Raw genomic sequence first — 15,994 nt, 5'->3', positions numbered from 1 at the left:
GTTTATTCCTCGTAGCCACCAAACAAACTACTGTCGATTAGGTCGCACAGGCAAAAAATTGTCAGAAGATGTACTTGGTGTACCTCTGCTGCGACATCGGATGGCACCCGTAGTTCAATATCATGGGTATCGAGCAGGGCGGCGCAGTCGCCGCCATCACCGCCGGTCAGTGCGAGTATGCCCATATCCCGGTCCCGAGCCGCACGCATGGCCTGAACCAGGTTTGAGTCGCGCCCATCGCTGCTGATAATTACGAGAAGGTCACCGGGTTGCCCCAGGGCGCGAACCGGGTGTGCGAAGGTGTCTGCACCGCCGTGGTTCGAGGCAACGGTGCCCATGGAGACGCCGTCGCTGTTGAGGGCCATAGCCGGTAAGCCGGGGCGTTCGCGCTGGAAGCCGCCGGTCAGTTGCGAGCTAAAACTTTGCGCCAATGCGCCACTGACACCATTGCCACAGAGCAGGACTTTGCTCTCTGCCAAGAGTGTATGCACCACCATTTCGCTGGCTTCTGCAATCAGCGGGGCCAGTATCTCGCCAGCGTTCATTGTGGCTTCAAGGCTGTGGTGAAAAAGGGTTACGACTCGCTGTTCCATTGTGTCCTTAATTCAGGTGAGTTCGAACTCACCATAACTTGACGGGGTAAATCTCGGTTTTGCCTCAGGCTTCGAAGGCGCTTTTAATCCACTGGATGTTTTGTGCATCGCCATCTATGGCCAGGACATCGAAGCGGCACGGACAGTCCAGTTTATGTTGCTGCAAATAGCGGCTGGCAGTGGCCAATAGCTTAGCTTGCTTGCGTGAATCCACGCTGGCTGCGGCCCCGCCGAACTGGCTCTTGCGGCGGAAGCGCACCTCCACGAACACGACAGTATCGCTTTCACGGGCGATAAGGTCTATCTCTCCGTGTGAACTGCGATAATTGCGCTCCAGTAAGGTGAGCCCCGCGCGCTGCAAATAGCGGGCTGCGGCAGCCTCCATTTGGCTGCCGACAGTGCCGCTTGAGCCCTTAAAAAGCCTCACGATTCCCACTTAATTCGATCGGCTCCCGCTGCGGCAATTGGGGCTCGACGGTAGTGATGGGCACCGGCACCCCTTTGTCGATTCGCGCCCACATTTGTTCGCGCACTATGCGGCCATCAGCGCTCAGGCTCAATGCGCCAGTGAGACCGTGTACTTTCTGTTCCGGGAATTGGCGCAGCATCGGCAAGCGCGGGTAGAGGCGGAAGGCATCGGCACCTAGGGCATACAGTCTGGCAAAAGCCGGTGCGGGCGACGCCTGCTCCTCGATATCCTGCTTGGTTTGATTGCTTTCAAACAGCCAGGGCAGGGCGGTAAAGCGAATACCGTTCATATCCCTGTCGCGATTGCGGTTGATGCTGCCACCAAAGACATGAGAGGTAGCGTATACGGGCAGGTCACTGGCGTAGTAGTAGGTGAGCATGGGGTTGAGCTGGCGCGCCTGCTGGGGTTGTGCTGCCAGGAATACCATATCGACATCGTCACGGCGTCTGGGGGTAAATTCCAGCTTTGCCGCCAGGCGACTCTGCAATTCCTTCTTGCGCGCGTTGCTGGCGGGAATTAACAGGGCATCGCTGACCAGGGCCGAGAACTTGCTGTTGTCCTTAAATGTCCGGCGAATGCTGACTGAGCCACCGAGGCGCAGCCACTCTTCTTCAAATGCTTCAGCGCCGCGCTGCCCCCAGCTATTGTCAGCGGTGAGGACCATTGCCTGTCGCTTGCCTTGCCGGTAAGCGTGCTGGGCAATTTGCCGCGCTTCATCTTCAATTGCCAGTCCAAACTGGACCAGGTCTGTGGTCAGGCGCCCCTCATCGCCGTAGTTGAGGGCGAGAGTAGGCACTGGCAGTTTTTCTGTGGCAAGCAGGTTGGCTACCTTGCTCTTATCCAGTGGGCCAACAATCATCTGCGCACCGGCATCTACGGCGCTCTGGTAAATTTCCTCAAATGGCTGATCGGAACCGGTGTCGTAAACCATCACTTTCGGAGTTGCGCCGCCAGCATTCAGAGCAGTGTAGTGGGCGGCCATAAAGCCATCCCGGATTGCCCTGCCGGCGTTGCCCAGGGGGCCGGACAGAGGCAGGAGCAGCGCCACGCGGTCTGCCCGCTGGGCGGCCAAGCGCTCTAACAGCTGCAATGCCTGTGGCGGATGGGAATTGGCACTATGGGCGGGCCAGCGCTCGCGCCAGCGGCTGAGTGCGGTCAGCTGTGAGCTGATATCCGTCTGTGTGTCGCGGCCCAGCAGGGCGAGTTGATACCAGGCGCGCATCTGGGTGTCATTACTTTGGGTGGCGCGAGCCTGCAATTCACTGGAGGGCAGCTGGGTCAAGAGATGCCAAAAGCCGTTGTTATTCTCTGTGATCGCTTCGTCGGACTGGGCGATATAGGAGATTTCGCGCCGCTCACTAATTGCGCTGTCGAGATTTCCCAGAAGTCCCCATAGGTCAGCGCGCAGGCTGCGTAGAGGTAAGGCAGTCTTCTGTGGTAACTCCGGCCACACATTTTCCAGGCGTGGAGAGGCTGCCAGGTCGAGGGCCTCAAAGAAGTCGTCGTCTGCGGCAAGTAGGCTGCCATAGACCTGTGCATAGCTGGCGAAGAGGTTGTCGTCCAGCTGTTCGGGCGTAATTTTGATTACCGCCTCTTTTGCCGTCTCTTTATCTCCCAGCTCGTATAGAATAGCGGCCGCTTGCAGGCGCTGTTGATCCCGCGCCGGTGCCGGCAGGGTGTCGGCACGGCGCAGCATACGCACAGCTTCACTGCGGCTTGCGGTGTGGCCGGCCGAATAATCCGGCTGGTAAACGTTTGGCCGGGAAGCCGGTGTCTGGCAAGCAGCCAGTGCGACTGCCAGTGAGGCAGCTGCCATTCTGGTGATTACAGTAGAGGTGCGCCGGGAAGAGGCGGACATAATCTTCTCCCGCAATATTTATATTTGGAGTGAACAGCTATGGGGCCGGATCAGGCGCTGCTTTATATTGTCGCTACGCCCATTGGTAATTTGGCCGATATGGTACCGCGAGCGATCGAAGTTCTACAATGTGCCGATCTGGTTGCGGCGGAGGACACACGTCACAGTCAGCGATTATTTTCCCATTTTAATATCGATACGCCACTGATGGCATATCACGATCACTCGGATGACAAGCGCACAGAGCAGATTTTGCAGCGCTTGGAGCAGGGCCAGACTATTGCCCTGATTTCCGATGCGGGCACCCCTCTGATCTCAGATCCCGGCTATCGCCTGGTACGTGAAGCCCGGGAGCGTGGAATCAAAGTCTCCCCGATACCGGGGGCTTGTGCTTTCGTCTCCGCACTGAGTGCCGCCGGACTCCCCAGTGACAAGTTTAGTTTCGAGGGATTTCTGCCGGCCAAGTCCGGTGCCCGTGAGCGAGCCCTGCAGGAATTGGCCAGTGATACCCGTACCCTGGTGTTCTACGAGGCCCCGCATCGCGTTGCTGATACTCTGGAAGCAATGGCTGTCGTATTCGGCGGTAATCGAGAGGCGGTGATAGCCCGTGAGGTCAGCAAGGCCTTTGAAACTTTTCAGTTGATGCCTCTGGCAGAGTTGGTTGAGTGGGTCCGAGCTGACAGCAATCAGCAGCGCGGTGAGATTGTTTTGATGGTGCGTGGTGCAGAGCGCTCTCGCGAAAGTGAGCTGGATGGGGAGGCACAGCGTGTAATGTCGCTGTTGCTGGCGGAGTTACCGCCGAAAAAGGCGGCGGCGATCGCTGCCGAAATTACTGGAGTGAAAAAGAAAGTCCTGTACAACTGGAGCCTGGAGCAAAAATAAGGCACTGATTGCTGCAATTGCCTGTTGCAATCCGTCTGTCGCCTCTTTACTCTTCGCCGCGAGCTGGCCGGGCAATCGCTGTCGCCTTGTGCGATGGAGGAAAGTCCGGGCTCCATAGGGTGGAACGCCAGGTAACGCCTGGGGGGTGCGAGCCTACGGAAAGTGCAGCAGAGAGTAGACCGCCGATGGCTCCTTTTTGGGGAGTACAGGTAAGGGTGAAAGGGTGCGGTAAGAGCGCACCGCGCGGCTGGTAACAGTCCGCGGCATGGTAAACCCCGTTCGGAGCAAGACCAAATAGGCCCTCTATAGGTGTGACCCGCACTGAGGGCGGGTAGGTCGCTTGAGGTGTCTGGTGACAGGCATCCCAGATGAATGATTGTCCTCGACAGAACCCGGCTTACAGGCCAGCTCAACAATTTCAAAAGCCCGGCATTTGCCGGGCTTTTTTGTTTGCCTGATGTGGTGGTCCCGGCTCCGGTAGCCCTCTTTGTATTCGCCTATTTCTTCTCGTTTAATTTCGGCTAAAGCCTCTTCTTGGCGCAAAAAAATTGATTAACTGTTAAGGGGGCGATCGTGCCAGATAGTGCTGTTCCGACTAGTTTCAATGTGCCAATATGCGCCACTTCTTTGGAGGCCGCGATTTTACAAGGGGTTATGGGGACTTTGGGGTCGAATTCCTTGACTTTGTGTCGACCAGTTTTATAGTGTCGAGAGTGGGAAAAAGTGGAAAATCGTGGAAATTTGTGGTTTATTCGCGATAAGTAAGTGGGTGTTCACACCGCCAGGTTAAAGTCGAACATCTTTCTCCATTGACCTGCCATATGGGAGTGAGTCGCGAGAGGCGCGATCTCCAAAGCGAGAACCACTAAACGTGTATTTGGGCAGCCACGCAATCAATATGGACGCCAAGGGGCGTCTGGCAATACCGGCACGCGTCCGCGATAGGCTGTTGGATGAGTGTGCGGGGTGCTTGGTGGTGACCGCCCATACAGAGGAACGCTGTTTGTTGGTGTATCCGTCGCCTCAATGGCAGCAAATTCTCCCGAAGATTGAAGCGTTGCCCAGCTTTAACAAAGTGGCTCGGCGCGCTCAGCGCCTGCTGATCGGGTATGCCTGTGAGCTGCAGGTGGATGGCAATGGCAGGGTATTGATTCCGCCAACTCTGCGTGAGTACGCGGGGCTGGAAAAGAAATTGATGTTAGTGGGCCAGGGGAAAAAGCTGGAGCTCTGGAGTGAGGAGCGCTGGATGTCCTGGCTCGATGATAGTGAAGACGAAGAGGGTATGCCTGAGGAAATGGCATCCCTCTCTTTATAAGGGGAGTACCGGGTGTCTCAAGAATTGCATCGCAGTGTGTTGTTACGCGAGGCCGTAGACGCTCTGGTGACTGAGCCGGATGGGTTTTATATCGATGGCACCTTTGGTCGGGGTGGGCATAGCGCCTCAATCCTTGAGCGCTTGGGGCCCAATGGCCAGTTGGTAGGGGTGGATAAAGATCCCCAGGCTGTTGAATTTGCAGAGCAGCGGTTTTCCGGTGAATCCCGTTTTTCCATTTGGCATGGGTCTTTTGCCGATATGGATAAGGCTGCCGGGCAAGCTGCCGGTAAAGTCAGTGGAATATTGCTCGATCTGGGAGTGTCTTCGCCGCAACTGGATCAGGCCGAGCGCGGTTTCAGTTTTATGCAGGATGGCCCCCTGGATATGCGTATGGATACCAGTCGGGGTATCAGTGCAGCGGAGTGGGTCAACACTGAGGCTGAGGCCGAAATGGCCCGGGTGTTTAAAGAGTACGGTGAGGAGCGTTTTGCCCGTCGAATGGCTGCTGCCATTGTAAAGCGCCGGCTGGAAAAACCATTTGAGCGCACCCTCGATTTTGCCGAGGTTGTGAAAGAGGCGAATCCGGCTTGGGAAAAAGGTAAACATCCTGCTACCCGAGTCTTTCAGGCTATTCGTATCCATATTAATGGCGAGTTGGATGATCTGCAGAGCGCATTGGATAAATCCCTGCAGTTGCTGGCACCGGGTGGGCGCCTGGTGATTATCAGTTTCCACTCTCTTGAAGACCGAATAGTGAAGCGTTTTATTCGGGAAAAAGAGCGTGGTCCCCAGTTGCCTCGTGGCCTTCCGGTTATGGATAGTCAGATAGCCAAGTCACTGCGCTCGGTGGGCAAGGCAGTGAAAGCCAACACGGTTGAAGTGGATGAAAATCAGCGGTCCCGCAGTGCAGTAATGCGGGTGGCAGAAAAGCTGGCGGGAAGCTGAGTTTATGTCTGGCAAGGCTCTACTTGGAGTGGGGGTAATGTGGATAGTGGTAATACTGTCGTCGCTATCCGTTATTCATACCACCCAACAGAGTCGAGAGTTAACTGCTGAGCTGGGTAAGGCACAAAAAGCCCACGATGAATTGCGCTATGAGCAGGAGCGTCTCCTTTTGGAAAAAAGTGCCTGGTCTGCCTATAGCCGGGTCGAACAGGTCGCTCGAGAGAAATTAAAAATGCATATGCCAGCACCTTCGGAACAGGTATTGGTAGTGGCGGATTAAGTTTTAACCGCCTTGGATGAAGACGTAAGTACCCCACTGCTTGCCCGGTGGGGTTTCTGCGTTTGGGGGCTTTGGCCTTTAAATAATTATAAAGAATTTTGCGTTAATTGAGTTTTGGAGTTCAGGCCCTGGAGAGTGGCATGCTCAGCCGGGATGCAAAATAAATAGATAACGCCAACTGGGAAAACATGGGCGCAGTCAAAAAAAAGGATATTCAGCCGGGTATAGCCCGCTGGCGCTTTGCGCTGGTGGCGGTCCTGCTGTGCCTGCTCGCTCTTGCCCTTGTGTTCCACTTGGCCAAACTGCAGGTAGTGCCTGCTGCTGAGCGCGGATATCGTTTCCTGCAAGACCAGGGTCGGGCCCGCACCTTGCGCACCGAAGAGATTGCTGCCTATCGGGGCTCAATAGTCGATCGAAACGGAGAGCTTCTCGCTGTCAGTACACCGGTACACAGCCTGTGGGCCAATCCCAAGCTGTTGAGTGAAATAAGCGATGCGAATTTAGTGCACCTGGCTCGCGCGCTGGATTTACCGTCATCCAAACTGGGCTCTCGCCTAAAGAAATACCGCAATAAAGAATTTATGTACCTGCGCCGGCACCTGTCTCCAGAAGAGGCTGAGAAAGTGCTGGACCTGGGTATTACAGGTGTTTTCAGTAAAAAAGAGTATCGGCGATTCTATCCTGCCGGGGAGGTCGTAGCCCAACTTCTCGGTTTTACCAATATCGATGATCGCGGCCAGGAAGGAATGGAATTGGCCTACGACGATTGGCTGTCCGGACAGCCGGGGTCACGTCAGGTAATTAAAGATCTGAAAGGGCGCACGGTAAGGGATTTGGCAATTCGTCAGGAAGCGCAACCGGGCAGGGATCTGCGTTTGTCTATCGATATGCGCCTGCAATATTTGGCCTACCGGGAATTAAAGCGGGCGGTGTCGGAAAACGGCGCCGCTTCCGGCTTTATGGTGATTCTCGATACTCACAGTGGCGATGTGTTGGCCATGGCCAACCAGCCTTCATTTAATCCCAATGACCGCAAAGGGGTTAAATCGGCGGCTATGCGCAACCGTGCGCTGATCGACCAGTTTGAGCCGGGTTCTACAGTGAAACCCTTAACGGTATTGGCGGCTTTGGAAACCGGGCGCTACACCCCAAGAACAGAAATAAACACCAGCCCTGGATATATTCGCGTGCCGGGAAAAACCCTGGTGGACCCGGTTAATTACGGAAAAATAGACCTCACCAAGATTATTACCAAGTCGAGCCAGGTGGGAATTACAAAAATTGCTCTCGATTTGGAACCAAATTCTCTGCGGGGACTCTTTTATCGCTTGGGTCTGGGCGAGGCAGTGGGCAGTGGCTTCCCCGGTGAAGCACAGGGGATCTTGCCCAGCCGCAGCCGCTGGCACCCAATCGAGCGGGCTAATTTCGCCTTCGGCTACGGTTTAACAGTTAACGCTGTGCAACTGGTACAAGCCTACAGCGTACTGGCGAATGAAGGGGTTAAGCGTCCTGTTTCCCTGGTTTTATCCGGTGACAAAGTGCCGGGCGAACCTGAGCAGGTTATTGAGCAATCCTTGGTTGGACAGGTTACAGCGATGTTGGAGACGGTGATTTCCCGGGGTACTGGGCGCCTTGCCGCTGTAGAAGGTTATCGTGTCGCCGGCAAGACCGGTACTGTGCACAAAGTTGGCAGTAGTGGTTATGCGGATAATCGCTACCGCTCAGTATTTGCGGGCTTTATCCCCGCTGATAATCCGCGCCTTGCCGCGGTAGTTGTTATTGATGATCCCAGTCATGCCAAATATTACGGTGGTGAAGTTGCTGCACCGGTATTCGGTGCGGTGATGACTGGTGCTATGCGCCTGTTGCAGGTTCCGCCAGAAAAAATTGAATCGGCGGAAGGGCAATTGGCCGCGCAGTTAAGCGAGAGGGGTTCAAAATCGTGAGTCAGCGCGAACAACATTCTGTTTCTATCAAAGAATTAGTGCCGGGTTACGCCGGTATTCCCGATATTTCTGTCACTGGTATTGCCCTGGATAGCCGCAAGATAAAAGCGGGCGATGCATTTATGGCCTTGCGCGGTTCTGTGGTCGATGGTCGGGAATATATCGATGCGGCAATTACTGCAGGTGCTGCGGTAGTGCTTGCCGACGGCGACAAGTTGGAATGTAAAAGCCGTGGTGATATCCAGGTGGTCAGTGTTCCGGGTCTGGCAAAACGGGTAGGGGAAATTGCCGCGCGCTTCCACGGTAATCCCAGTGGTGAAATGCACTTGGTTGGAGTGACTGGCACCAACGGTAAAACCACTTGCGCCTATTTGACTTCCCAATTACTGGCTCGCCACTTTGGCAGTGCGGCATTGATAGGCACCATTGGTAATGGTGTCTGGAAAGATAACCAAATCGAATTGCAGGAAACGGGTTTAACAACGCCTGACCCGGTGAGCTTACAAGCGGACTTTGCAAATTATCGCGATAGTGGCGTTGCCGCTGCCGCAATGGAAGTTTCTTCTCATTCCCTTTCTCAGGGACGTGTGCATGGGCTGATTTTTGATACGGCAATTTTTACCAATTTGAGCCGCGATCATTTGGATTATCACGGCAATATGGCCGCTTACGGCGCAGCCAAAGAGAAACTTTTCGGACTGCCAAAATTGAAGCGAGGAATCATTAACCTGGATGATCCGTTTGGCGCCCAGTTGGCAGAACGCTGCAAATTGCGTGGCCTGCGCGTTATTACTTATGGGCTGCAGGCGGGTGATTTATATGTTGCTGACCTGCGTCGCCATGAGCGCGGTTTTTCTGTAAAACTTAATTCCCCCTGGGGCAACGGTGAGCTGCACGCACCCTTAATCGGCGATTTCAATATTCACAATGCTCTGGCTGTGGTAGCTGCTGCAGCGGCAGAGGGCATGCCTTTTGAAGATATTCTTGACGCTTTCCCGACTATTAAAGCGGTGCCGGGGCGTATGGAGCGTGTCCTGGTTGAGGGTTCCGATGATGTGGGTGTATTGGTGGATTATGCCCATACACCAGATGCTCTTCGCGCGGCTTTAGCAGCAGCGCGCCCTTACTGTCGCGGTAATTTGTGGTGTGTTTTTGGTTGTGGTGGTGACCGGGATACGGGTAAGCGCGCGGCGATGGGGCGTATTGCCTCCGAGATGGCGGACCGTGCCATTGTGACTAGCGATAACCCGCGCAGCGAGGAGCCACAAAAAATTATCGACGATATTCTCGAAGGGGCTGCCAGTAACATCGAAGTTGAAATTGATCGCGCGACTGCGATATCTCAGGCGGTATCTGCAGCCCAACCGGGGGATATTGTATTGATCGCCGGTAAAGGGCATGAGAATTACCAAATTATCGGCAGTGAAAAAATTCACTTCTGCGATCGTGAGCAAGCTGCTGCAGCTCTCAAAGCCCGCGTGGATGAATCGGGCCAGTCAAGTGAAGGCAAGGAGAGCCAAGGTGATTAATCCCCTTACGTTGCAGCAACTGCAGAGCCGTTTTGGTGGTGAGTTAATCAATGGCTCTGTGGAGTTTGAACTGGTTTGTACGGATACCCGCAAGCTGGACCCCAAATCTTTATTTGTTGCTCTGGTTGGCGAAAATTTTGATGCTCACGACTTTGTCGGTGAGCTGGATGGCCAGGTATTGGGGTTGGTCGTCGATCGTGAAGTGCCCAGTTGCAGTTTACCGCAGTGGCGTGTTGAAGATACGACGGTCGCATTAGGACAAATTGGCTTACTGTGCCGTGAGCAGTTTGACGGTCCGGTTGTGGCGATCACAGGGTCCTGCGGAAAAACCACCGTTAAGGAGATGCTGTCTGCAATTTTTTCCCAGAGTCATACACCCTGTGTAACCGAGGGAAACCTGAACAACCAGTTCGGTTTACCCATGACTTTGTTTGGGCTGACAGTGCAACACGATGTGTTGATTCTCGAAATGGGAGCTAACGGCCCTGACGATATTGGCTACCTGTGTAGTATCGGCAAGCCGCAGGTGACGGCGGTAAATAACGTAATGCCAGCGCATGTCGAGGGCTTTGGCTCAGTTGATGCTATCGCAAAAGCCAAGGGCCAAATTTATACCAGTTTGGATGTATCGGCGACGGCGGTGATCAATACCGATGATGGCTATGCGAATTACTGGTTGGAGAATATGCCCGAGGGGGTAAAGACTCTGGGTATTGGCTTATCCAATGAGTGTGCTATCCATGCGGATAATATTGTATTGAATCCCAATGGTTGCCCTTCATTTGACTTGGTAATTGAAGGCGTTGCCCACCCTGTTAGCCTGAAATTGCTTGGTGAGCACAACGTTCACAACGCTCTGGTTGCTGCTGGATGTGCTTTTGCTGCGGGAATACCTGCGGTTGAAATTATCAGCGGACTTAACACGGTGACCGGGGTTGCTGGGCGCTTGCAGGAGCAGGCAGGTATAGCCGGTGCAACCGTTATTGATGACAGTTACAACGCGAACCCGGGTTCAGTAGGTGCGGCCATTGAATTGTTGTCACAGCGTTCAGGTAAAAAAATTCTGGTGCTGGGGGATATGGCGGAGTTGGGGCCGGACGCGGAGGAAATGCATAGAAGCGTTGGAGCTTTGGCACGAGAGCGGGGCTTGGATGCGCTGTTTACATTGGGGCCGCTGGGTACTGCCGCCAGCATGGCCTTTTCTGCGGGGAGGCAAGAGTCGCTGCGCAATTATCGCGAGAGAGAGCCCCTGGTTACTGCTCTCACTCAACAATTGGATGAACAAACCACAGTTTTGGTTAAAGGATCACGCAGCGCCCGTATGGAATTGGTAGCGCAGGCACTGCTTGGCAATAGCAGAGGGGAGAAGTAATGCTGCTTTGGCTAGCGGAGCTATTACAACAACATGTCAGCGGTTTTTCGGTATTTAACTACCTGACAGTGCGCGCAATTCTTGCTGCGTTGACGGCTCTGGGTATTTCACTACTTGTGGGTCCGCGCATGATTCATTGGTTGAATCATTTACAGGTGGGGCAGGCTGTTCGCGATGATGGTCCGCAAAGCCATTTGAGTAAATCTGGCACCCCGACTATGGGCGGCACCTTGATTCTCGCCTCAATTTTTGCCTCAGCCCTACTCTGGTCTGACCTCAGCAATCGTTACGTGTGGGTTACTTTATTAGTTACCTTTGTTTTCGGTGCTGTGGGCTTCGTGGATGACTATAAAAAAGTCGTTTATAAAAATCCCCGTGGCCTTATTGCTCGCTGGAAATATTTCTGGCAATCCGTTGCCGGATTGGGTGCAGCTATTTATCTGTATATGAGTGCTTCAAGCCCGGCAGAGACCCAGTTTTTTGTTCCCTTTTTTAAAGATGTTGCGATAAACCTGGGACCGGTATCTTTTATATTGCTGACCTATTTTGTTGTTGTTGGCTCCAGTAATGCGGTTAACCTGACTGATGGCCTCGATGGCTTGGCGATTATGCCTACTGTGATGGTGGGTGGAGCACTTGGGGTGATTGCTTATCTATCCGGCCATATGGAGTTTGCTGACTACCTGCATATTCCCGCAATTCCAGGAGCCGGGGAGTTGGCGGTGTTCTGCGCTGCCCTCGGTGGTGCCGGACTCGGATTCTTATGGTTTAACACTTATCCGGCCCAGGTGTTTATGGGGGATGTGGGCGCTCTGGCACTGGGGGCGGCGCTGGGAATTATTGCGGTAATTACCCGTCATGAAATTATTCTGTTCATTATGGGCGGTGTGTTTGTGATGGAAACGGTTTCCGTAATTTTGCAGGTGGCATCCTTTAAATTAACGGGGAAGAGAATTTTTCGTATGGCGCCTCTGCACCACCACTTTGAGTTAAAAGGGTGGCCGGAGCCTCGAGTCATTGTGCGCTTTTGGATTATTACCGTCATTCTGGTCTTGGCTGGTTTGGCAACACTGAAAATTCGATAAATAGATAAATGAGCCTGATCGCGACTTCTTCACAGCAGAAAGTGGTAATAGGTCTTGGCGCTACCGGAAAGTCGGTGGTGCGCTACCTGCTGCGTCACGGCCATACGCCGGTCGTGGCAGATAGTCGCGATAACCCGCCGGGGCTCGAAGCTTTCCGTCAGGAGTTCCCTGAGGTTGCGGTGGAAACAGGTCCACTGCGCCCGGGGACAATACTCGCCGCGAGCTTGATTATTGCCAGCCCGGGAGTTGCGCTTGCTGAACCCGTATTGCAGCAGGCGATTGCTGATGGGATTCCTGTGGTTGGGGATATTGAGTTATTTGCCCAGGCTCTGACTCGGATGCAGTCGAAAGCAAAGCTCGCCGCGATCACCGGCTCCAACGGAAAGAGTACAGTGACCACACTCCTGGGGGAGATGGTTGAAGAAGCGGGGCTGACAGTTGGTGTGGGTGGCAATATCGGTGTGCCGGTGCTGGATTTACTTGAGAAATCTCTACCGGACATCTTTGTTTTGGAGCTTTCCAGTTTTCAATTGGAAACCACCTATTCGCTGGCGCCTACCGTAGCCACCATTTTAAATATGAGTGCGGACCATATGGACCGCTACCCCAGTATGGTGGAGTACCACCGGGCCAAGCAGCGCATTTATCGCGGAGCGGATCAGTTCGTGATAAATCGCGCGGACCCTTTATCCCAGGGGCCTCTTTCCCGAGAGAGACGGGAGTGGAGTTTTGGGCTTGATCAGCCGGATCTCAATCAGTTTGGCCTGCGCTTGCATGAGGGGCAGAAGTGGTTGGCTCGAGGCACAGAAGTTTTAATGCCTATGGCCGATTTGGCTATGGTGGGTAAGCATAATATTGCCAATGGTTTGGCAGCCCTGGCAATGGGCTATGCACTGGGCCTGCCCACAGAGGCGATGTTAAAAATTTTACGCAGCTTTCGCGGGTTGAAACATCGCTGTGAGCGCGTGGCTGATTTTGAAGACGTTGTTTATGTTAACGATTCAAAAGGCACCAATGTAGGAGCAACCCAGGCGGCATTGGATGGCTTGGCTACGGCAAGCAGAAAAATAGTGCTTATTGCTGGAGGGGATGGCAAGGGTGCTGACTTTGCTCCCTTACGAAAAAGTGCAGGAGCGCTCCGGGCCCTGGTTTGTATCGGTGTGGATGGAGAGAAAATAGCCGGTGTCTTTGATGGCCTGTGCGAGATTCGCAGGGCTAGCACAATGGTAGAGGCCGTCGCTGAGGCCAGACAATTAGCCAATGGCGGTGACTTTGTATTGTTATCACCGGCATGTGCCAGCTTTGATATGTATAAGAATTTTGAAGCCCGCGGTGATGATTTTCGCCAGGCCGTTTTGGAATTAGGCGATACCGCTGGAGGCTCCCAGTGAGTGCCCAGGTAATCAAGGCTCAAGGTAGTGAATGGCAGGATGGGCTGCTGCTACTCAGTGTTCTGGTTCTGGCTAGCATTGGTGTGGTGATGGTCGCTTCAGCATCTATCGCTTTTGCTACGGATATTTATGGTGATCCCTGGTATTTCCTCAGGCGTCATTTGGCTTTTTTGATGGTTGGTGGATTAGCTGGATTTGTCGTTAGTCAGATTCCCCTGTCAATTTGGTCGCGACTGTCCTGGCCATTATTACTGTTTGCCTGCCTGCTATTGATCGCAGTGCTTGTGCCGGGGATTGGACGGGAGGTGAACGGTAGCCGGCGTTGGCTGGTATTTGCAGGCATAACTGTGCAACCCGCGGAAGTGGCTAAGTTCTGTCTGTTAGTTTTTTTTGCCAGTTTTTTAACTCGTCGAAATAAGCAACTACGCCACTGGACCAGCTTTATGGTGCCAGTGGTGATTCTCGCAACGGTTGCTCTGTTATTGCTTTTACAACCGGACTTCGGTTCGGTGGTTGTAATTTCAGGCACCGTATTGGCAATGGTTTTTTTAGCGGGAGCGCGTCTTCCCCATACTTTTTTATTGGTAGCTGCGGCTGCGAGTGGACTGGCGCTAATGGCACTGATGAGTCCCTATCGCTTACAGCGGTTGCTGACGTTTCTGGATCCTTGGGGGGATCAGTTTGCCAGTGGCTACCAACTTACCCAGTCCCTGATTGCATTTGGTCGCGGAGAGTGGTTTGGAGTTGGTTTGGGCAATAGTGTGCAGAAACTGTTTTATCTGCCTGAGGCCCATACGGATTTTATTTTTGCCATTCTGGCAGAGGAATGGGGAATGTTGGGTGGCGTAGTACTGGTAGGGTTTTTTGTTGTTCTCACCTACTCACTGCTCCGCCTGGTAAAAGAGGCCCTGGTGCAGGAGAAGTTTTTTGCTGCACTTCTAGCTTTTGGTATGGCAGTACTATTGGCAGGACAAGCTTTCGTGAATATGGGTGTTGCTTCAGGCCTGTTGCCGACTAAAGGGCTAACGCTGCCATTTGTTAGCTCTGGTGGCAGCAGCCTGTTTGTATGTTGTGCATTACTCGGCTTGGCGATGCGGATTCGGGCTGAACTAAAAGAGCCTGTTGAAAACGGAAGCGGGGGGCTTGAGCTTTTGCGTCAGCTGCCAATATTTCATTCACCCAAGTCCAGTGTGAAGGGCAGCAACGGAGAAACGGTTTGATGTCTGAAGTAAATAAGCGTTTTTCTGGAAAGAAGTTTTTGCTGATGGCCGGTGGTACCGGCGGTCATGTGTTCCCAGCGTTGGCTGTGGCTAAAGCGTTGCAAGAGCAGGGAGCTGTTGTCGAGTGGTTAGGTACTGCCCGTGGGATTGAATCCCGATTAATCCCTGCGGCGAATATTCCTTTGCACTGCATTAAAGTGGAGGGTATTCGGGGGAAGGGAAAGTTGGCCTTACTCAAAGCCCCGTTGCAAATTTTGCGGGCAATTGCTCAGGCCAGGACAGTTGTTAAGCAGGTACAACCTGATGCAGTACTCGGCTTTGGCGGCTTTGCGACCGGCCCAGGGGGCGTTGCAGCCCGTCTCGGGGGGATACCGTTGATTATTCACGAGCAAAATGCTGTTGCCGGAACGACAAACCGCTTGTTAGCGCGGATTTCCAGCCAGGTGCTTGAAGCATTTCCCAGTGGGTTACCCGGTGCCAGGCAAGTGGGCAATCCAGTGCGCAAAGAGATTGCAGAATTGCCTGAGCCAGAAACTCGAATTGGCAGCCAGTCGTCTCTGCGCCTTTTGGTATTGGGCGGTAGCCTCGGCGCTGTAGCAATTAATGAACTGGTTCCTAAGGCAATCGCATTGCTGAAACCCTCCCTGCGCCCGGTAGTGATCCACCAGGCTGGAGAGCGTCACCTTCAGGCAGCCAAAGATGCCTATAAAGAGGCGGCAGTAGAAGCTGAGGTGGTCCCTTTTATTGCGGATATGGCTGAGGCCTACCGCTCTGCGGACCTGATTATTTGCCGTTCCGGGGCTTTGACTGTTTCTGAAATTTCAGCTGCGGGAGTCGGTGCAATCATGGTGCCTTTCCCCTTTGCAATTGATGATCATCAAACGCGTAATGGCGAGTGGTTGCAAAATGCTGGCGGAGCGATTGTTGTGCAGCAGCGGGAAATGGACGAGCAGAAGTTATCCGGCTTGTTACAAAGCCTGTTAGAAGATCGCGAGAAACTATTGCAAATGGCGACCTCCGCGCGGTGCGCGGCAAAAACTGATGCGACTGAGCAAGTGGTTAACGCTTGCAGAGAAGAGCTGGCCTCGGCCAGGTAACACAGAATAAGT

At 53.6% G+C, this 15,994-nt stretch carries 14 protein-coding genes and 1 other RNA gene; 12 read left to right on the top strand and 3 right to left on the bottom strand.

Going from position 1 to position 15,994, the window contains the following annotated elements; all coding sequences use genetic code 11:
- Positions 1-2: 2 nt before the first annotated feature.
- The 3 genes from ACJJIQ_RS14920 to ACJJIQ_RS14910 all read right to left on the bottom strand — a co-directional run bounded on the left by ACJJIQ_RS14920 (position 3) and on the right by ACJJIQ_RS14910 (position 2,920).
- Positions 3-593 (bottom strand): SIS domain-containing protein, encoded by a 591-nt coding sequence (locus ACJJIQ_RS14920; RefSeq protein ID WP_108734203.1) that lies wholly within the window; start codon positions 591-593, stop codon positions 3-5.
- 64 nt (positions 594-657) lie between these two features.
- The gene (locus tag ACJJIQ_RS14915) at positions 658-1,020 is read right to left on the bottom strand and encodes a YraN family protein (RefSeq protein ID WP_413663021.1); all 363 of its coding nucleotides are present in this window, start codon (positions 1,018-1,020) and stop codon (positions 658-660) included.
- The gene (locus ACJJIQ_RS14910) at positions 1,007-2,920 is read right to left on the bottom strand and encodes a penicillin-binding protein activator (protein WP_445362317.1); all 1,914 of its coding nucleotides are present in this window, start codon (positions 2,918-2,920) and stop codon (positions 1,007-1,009) included. The genes ACJJIQ_RS14915 and ACJJIQ_RS14910 overlap by 14 nt, the downstream gene beginning before the upstream one ends.
- 39 nt (positions 2,921-2,959) lie before the next feature.
- Here ACJJIQ_RS14910 and rsmI point away from each other — a divergent pair, with 39 nt between their 5' ends.
- The 12 genes from rsmI to murG all read left to right on the top strand — a co-directional run bounded on the left by rsmI (position 2,960) and on the right by murG (position 15,982).
- Positions 2,960-3,802 (top strand): 16S rRNA (cytidine(1402)-2'-O)-methyltransferase, encoded by an 843-nt coding sequence (gene rsmI / locus ACJJIQ_RS14905; protein ID WP_444911383.1) that lies wholly within the window; start codon positions 2,960-2,962, stop codon positions 3,800-3,802.
- A 59-nt stretch (positions 3,803-3,861) separates the two neighbouring features.
- An RNA gene (gene rnpB / locus ACJJIQ_RS14900) (RNase P RNA component class A) lies at positions 3,862-4,218 on the top strand.
- A 455-nt stretch (positions 4,219-4,673) separates the two neighbouring features.
- Positions 4,674-5,117, top strand: a complete 444-nt coding sequence (gene mraZ, locus ACJJIQ_RS14895) for a division/cell wall cluster transcriptional repressor MraZ (RefSeq protein ID WP_282933875.1) — start codon at positions 4,674-4,676, stop codon at positions 5,115-5,117.
- 12 nt (positions 5,118-5,129) lie between these two features.
- On the top strand, positions 5,130-6,062 hold the full coding sequence (gene rsmH, locus ACJJIQ_RS14890) for a 16S rRNA (cytosine(1402)-N(4))-methyltransferase RsmH (RefSeq protein WP_445362316.1): 933 nt from the start codon (positions 5,130-5,132) through the stop codon (positions 6,060-6,062).
- 4 nt (positions 6,063-6,066) lie between these two features.
- Entirely contained in the window at positions 6,067-6,342 is a 276-nt protein-coding gene (gene ftsL, locus ACJJIQ_RS14885) for a cell division protein FtsL (RefSeq protein WP_445362315.1), read from the top strand.
- Between the two features lie 188 nt (positions 6,343-6,530).
- Positions 6,531-8,288 (top strand): peptidoglycan D,D-transpeptidase FtsI family protein, encoded by a 1,758-nt coding sequence (locus ACJJIQ_RS14880; RefSeq protein WP_445362314.1) that lies wholly within the window; start codon positions 6,531-6,533, stop codon positions 8,286-8,288.
- On the top strand, positions 8,285-9,817 hold the full coding sequence (locus ACJJIQ_RS14875) for a UDP-N-acetylmuramoyl-L-alanyl-D-glutamate--2,6-diaminopimelate ligase (protein WP_445362313.1): 1,533 nt from the start codon (positions 8,285-8,287) through the stop codon (positions 9,815-9,817). The genes ACJJIQ_RS14880 and ACJJIQ_RS14875 overlap by 4 nt, the downstream gene beginning before the upstream one ends.
- Entirely contained in the window at positions 9,810-11,189 is a 1,380-nt protein-coding gene (locus ACJJIQ_RS14870) for a UDP-N-acetylmuramoyl-tripeptide--D-alanyl-D-alanine ligase (RefSeq protein ID WP_444915749.1), read from the top strand. Before ACJJIQ_RS14875 ends, ACJJIQ_RS14870 begins: the two co-directional genes overlap by 8 nt.
- On the top strand, positions 11,189-12,274 hold the full coding sequence (gene mraY, locus ACJJIQ_RS14865; protein WP_444893034.1) for a phospho-N-acetylmuramoyl-pentapeptide-transferase: 1,086 nt from the start codon (positions 11,189-11,191) through the stop codon (positions 12,272-12,274). Before ACJJIQ_RS14870 ends, mraY begins: the two co-directional genes overlap by 1 nt.
- An 8-nt stretch (positions 12,275-12,282) precedes the next feature.
- Entirely contained in the window at positions 12,283-13,665 is a 1,383-nt protein-coding gene (murD, locus tag ACJJIQ_RS14860) for a UDP-N-acetylmuramoyl-L-alanine--D-glutamate ligase (RefSeq protein WP_445362312.1), read from the top strand.
- On the top strand, positions 13,662-14,885 hold the full coding sequence (ftsW, locus tag ACJJIQ_RS14855) for a putative lipid II flippase FtsW (protein ID WP_445362311.1): 1,224 nt from the start codon (positions 13,662-13,664) through the stop codon (positions 14,883-14,885). Before murD ends, ftsW begins: the two co-directional genes overlap by 4 nt.
- Positions 14,885-15,982 (top strand): undecaprenyldiphospho-muramoylpentapeptide beta-N-acetylglucosaminyltransferase, encoded by a 1,098-nt coding sequence (murG, locus tag ACJJIQ_RS14850; RefSeq protein ID WP_445362310.1) that lies wholly within the window; start codon positions 14,885-14,887, stop codon positions 15,980-15,982. Before ftsW ends, murG begins: the two co-directional genes overlap by 1 nt.
- Positions 15,983-15,994: the final 12 nt, after the last annotated feature.

This window comes from Microbulbifer maximicatervae (SeqCode) (assembly GCF_052468295.1).
This window is presented reverse-complemented; position numbering and strand designations above follow the sequence as displayed.

Bases quoted from the DNA above. Each gene is read 5' to 3' on its own strand.
- ACJJIQ_RS14920 (WP_108734203.1), bottom strand. From the start codon at position 593: ATGGAACAGCGAGTCGTAACCCTTTTTCACCACAGCCTTGAAGCCACA.
- ACJJIQ_RS14910 (WP_445362317.1), bottom strand. From the start codon at position 2,920: ATGTCCGCCTCTTCCCGGCGCACCTCTACTGTAATCACCAGAATGGCA.
- rsmI (WP_444911383.1), top strand. From the start codon at position 2,960: ATGGGGCCGGATCAGGCGCTGCTTTATATTGTCGCTACGCCCATTGGT.
- ftsL (WP_445362315.1), top strand. From the start codon at position 6,067: ATGTCTGGCAAGGCTCTACTTGGAGTGGGGGTAATGTGGATAGTGGTA.
- ACJJIQ_RS14880 (WP_445362314.1), top strand. From the start codon at position 6,531: ATGGGCGCAGTCAAAAAAAAGGATATTCAGCCGGGTATAGCCCGCTGG.
- mraY (WP_444893034.1), top strand. From the start codon at position 11,189: ATGCTGCTTTGGCTAGCGGAGCTATTACAACAACATGTCAGCGGTTTT.
- murD (WP_445362312.1), top strand. From the start codon at position 12,283: ATGAGCCTGATCGCGACTTCTTCACAGCAGAAAGTGGTAATAGGTCTT.
- murG (WP_445362310.1), top strand. From the start codon at position 14,885: ATGTCTGAAGTAAATAAGCGTTTTTCTGGAAAGAAGTTTTTGCTGATG.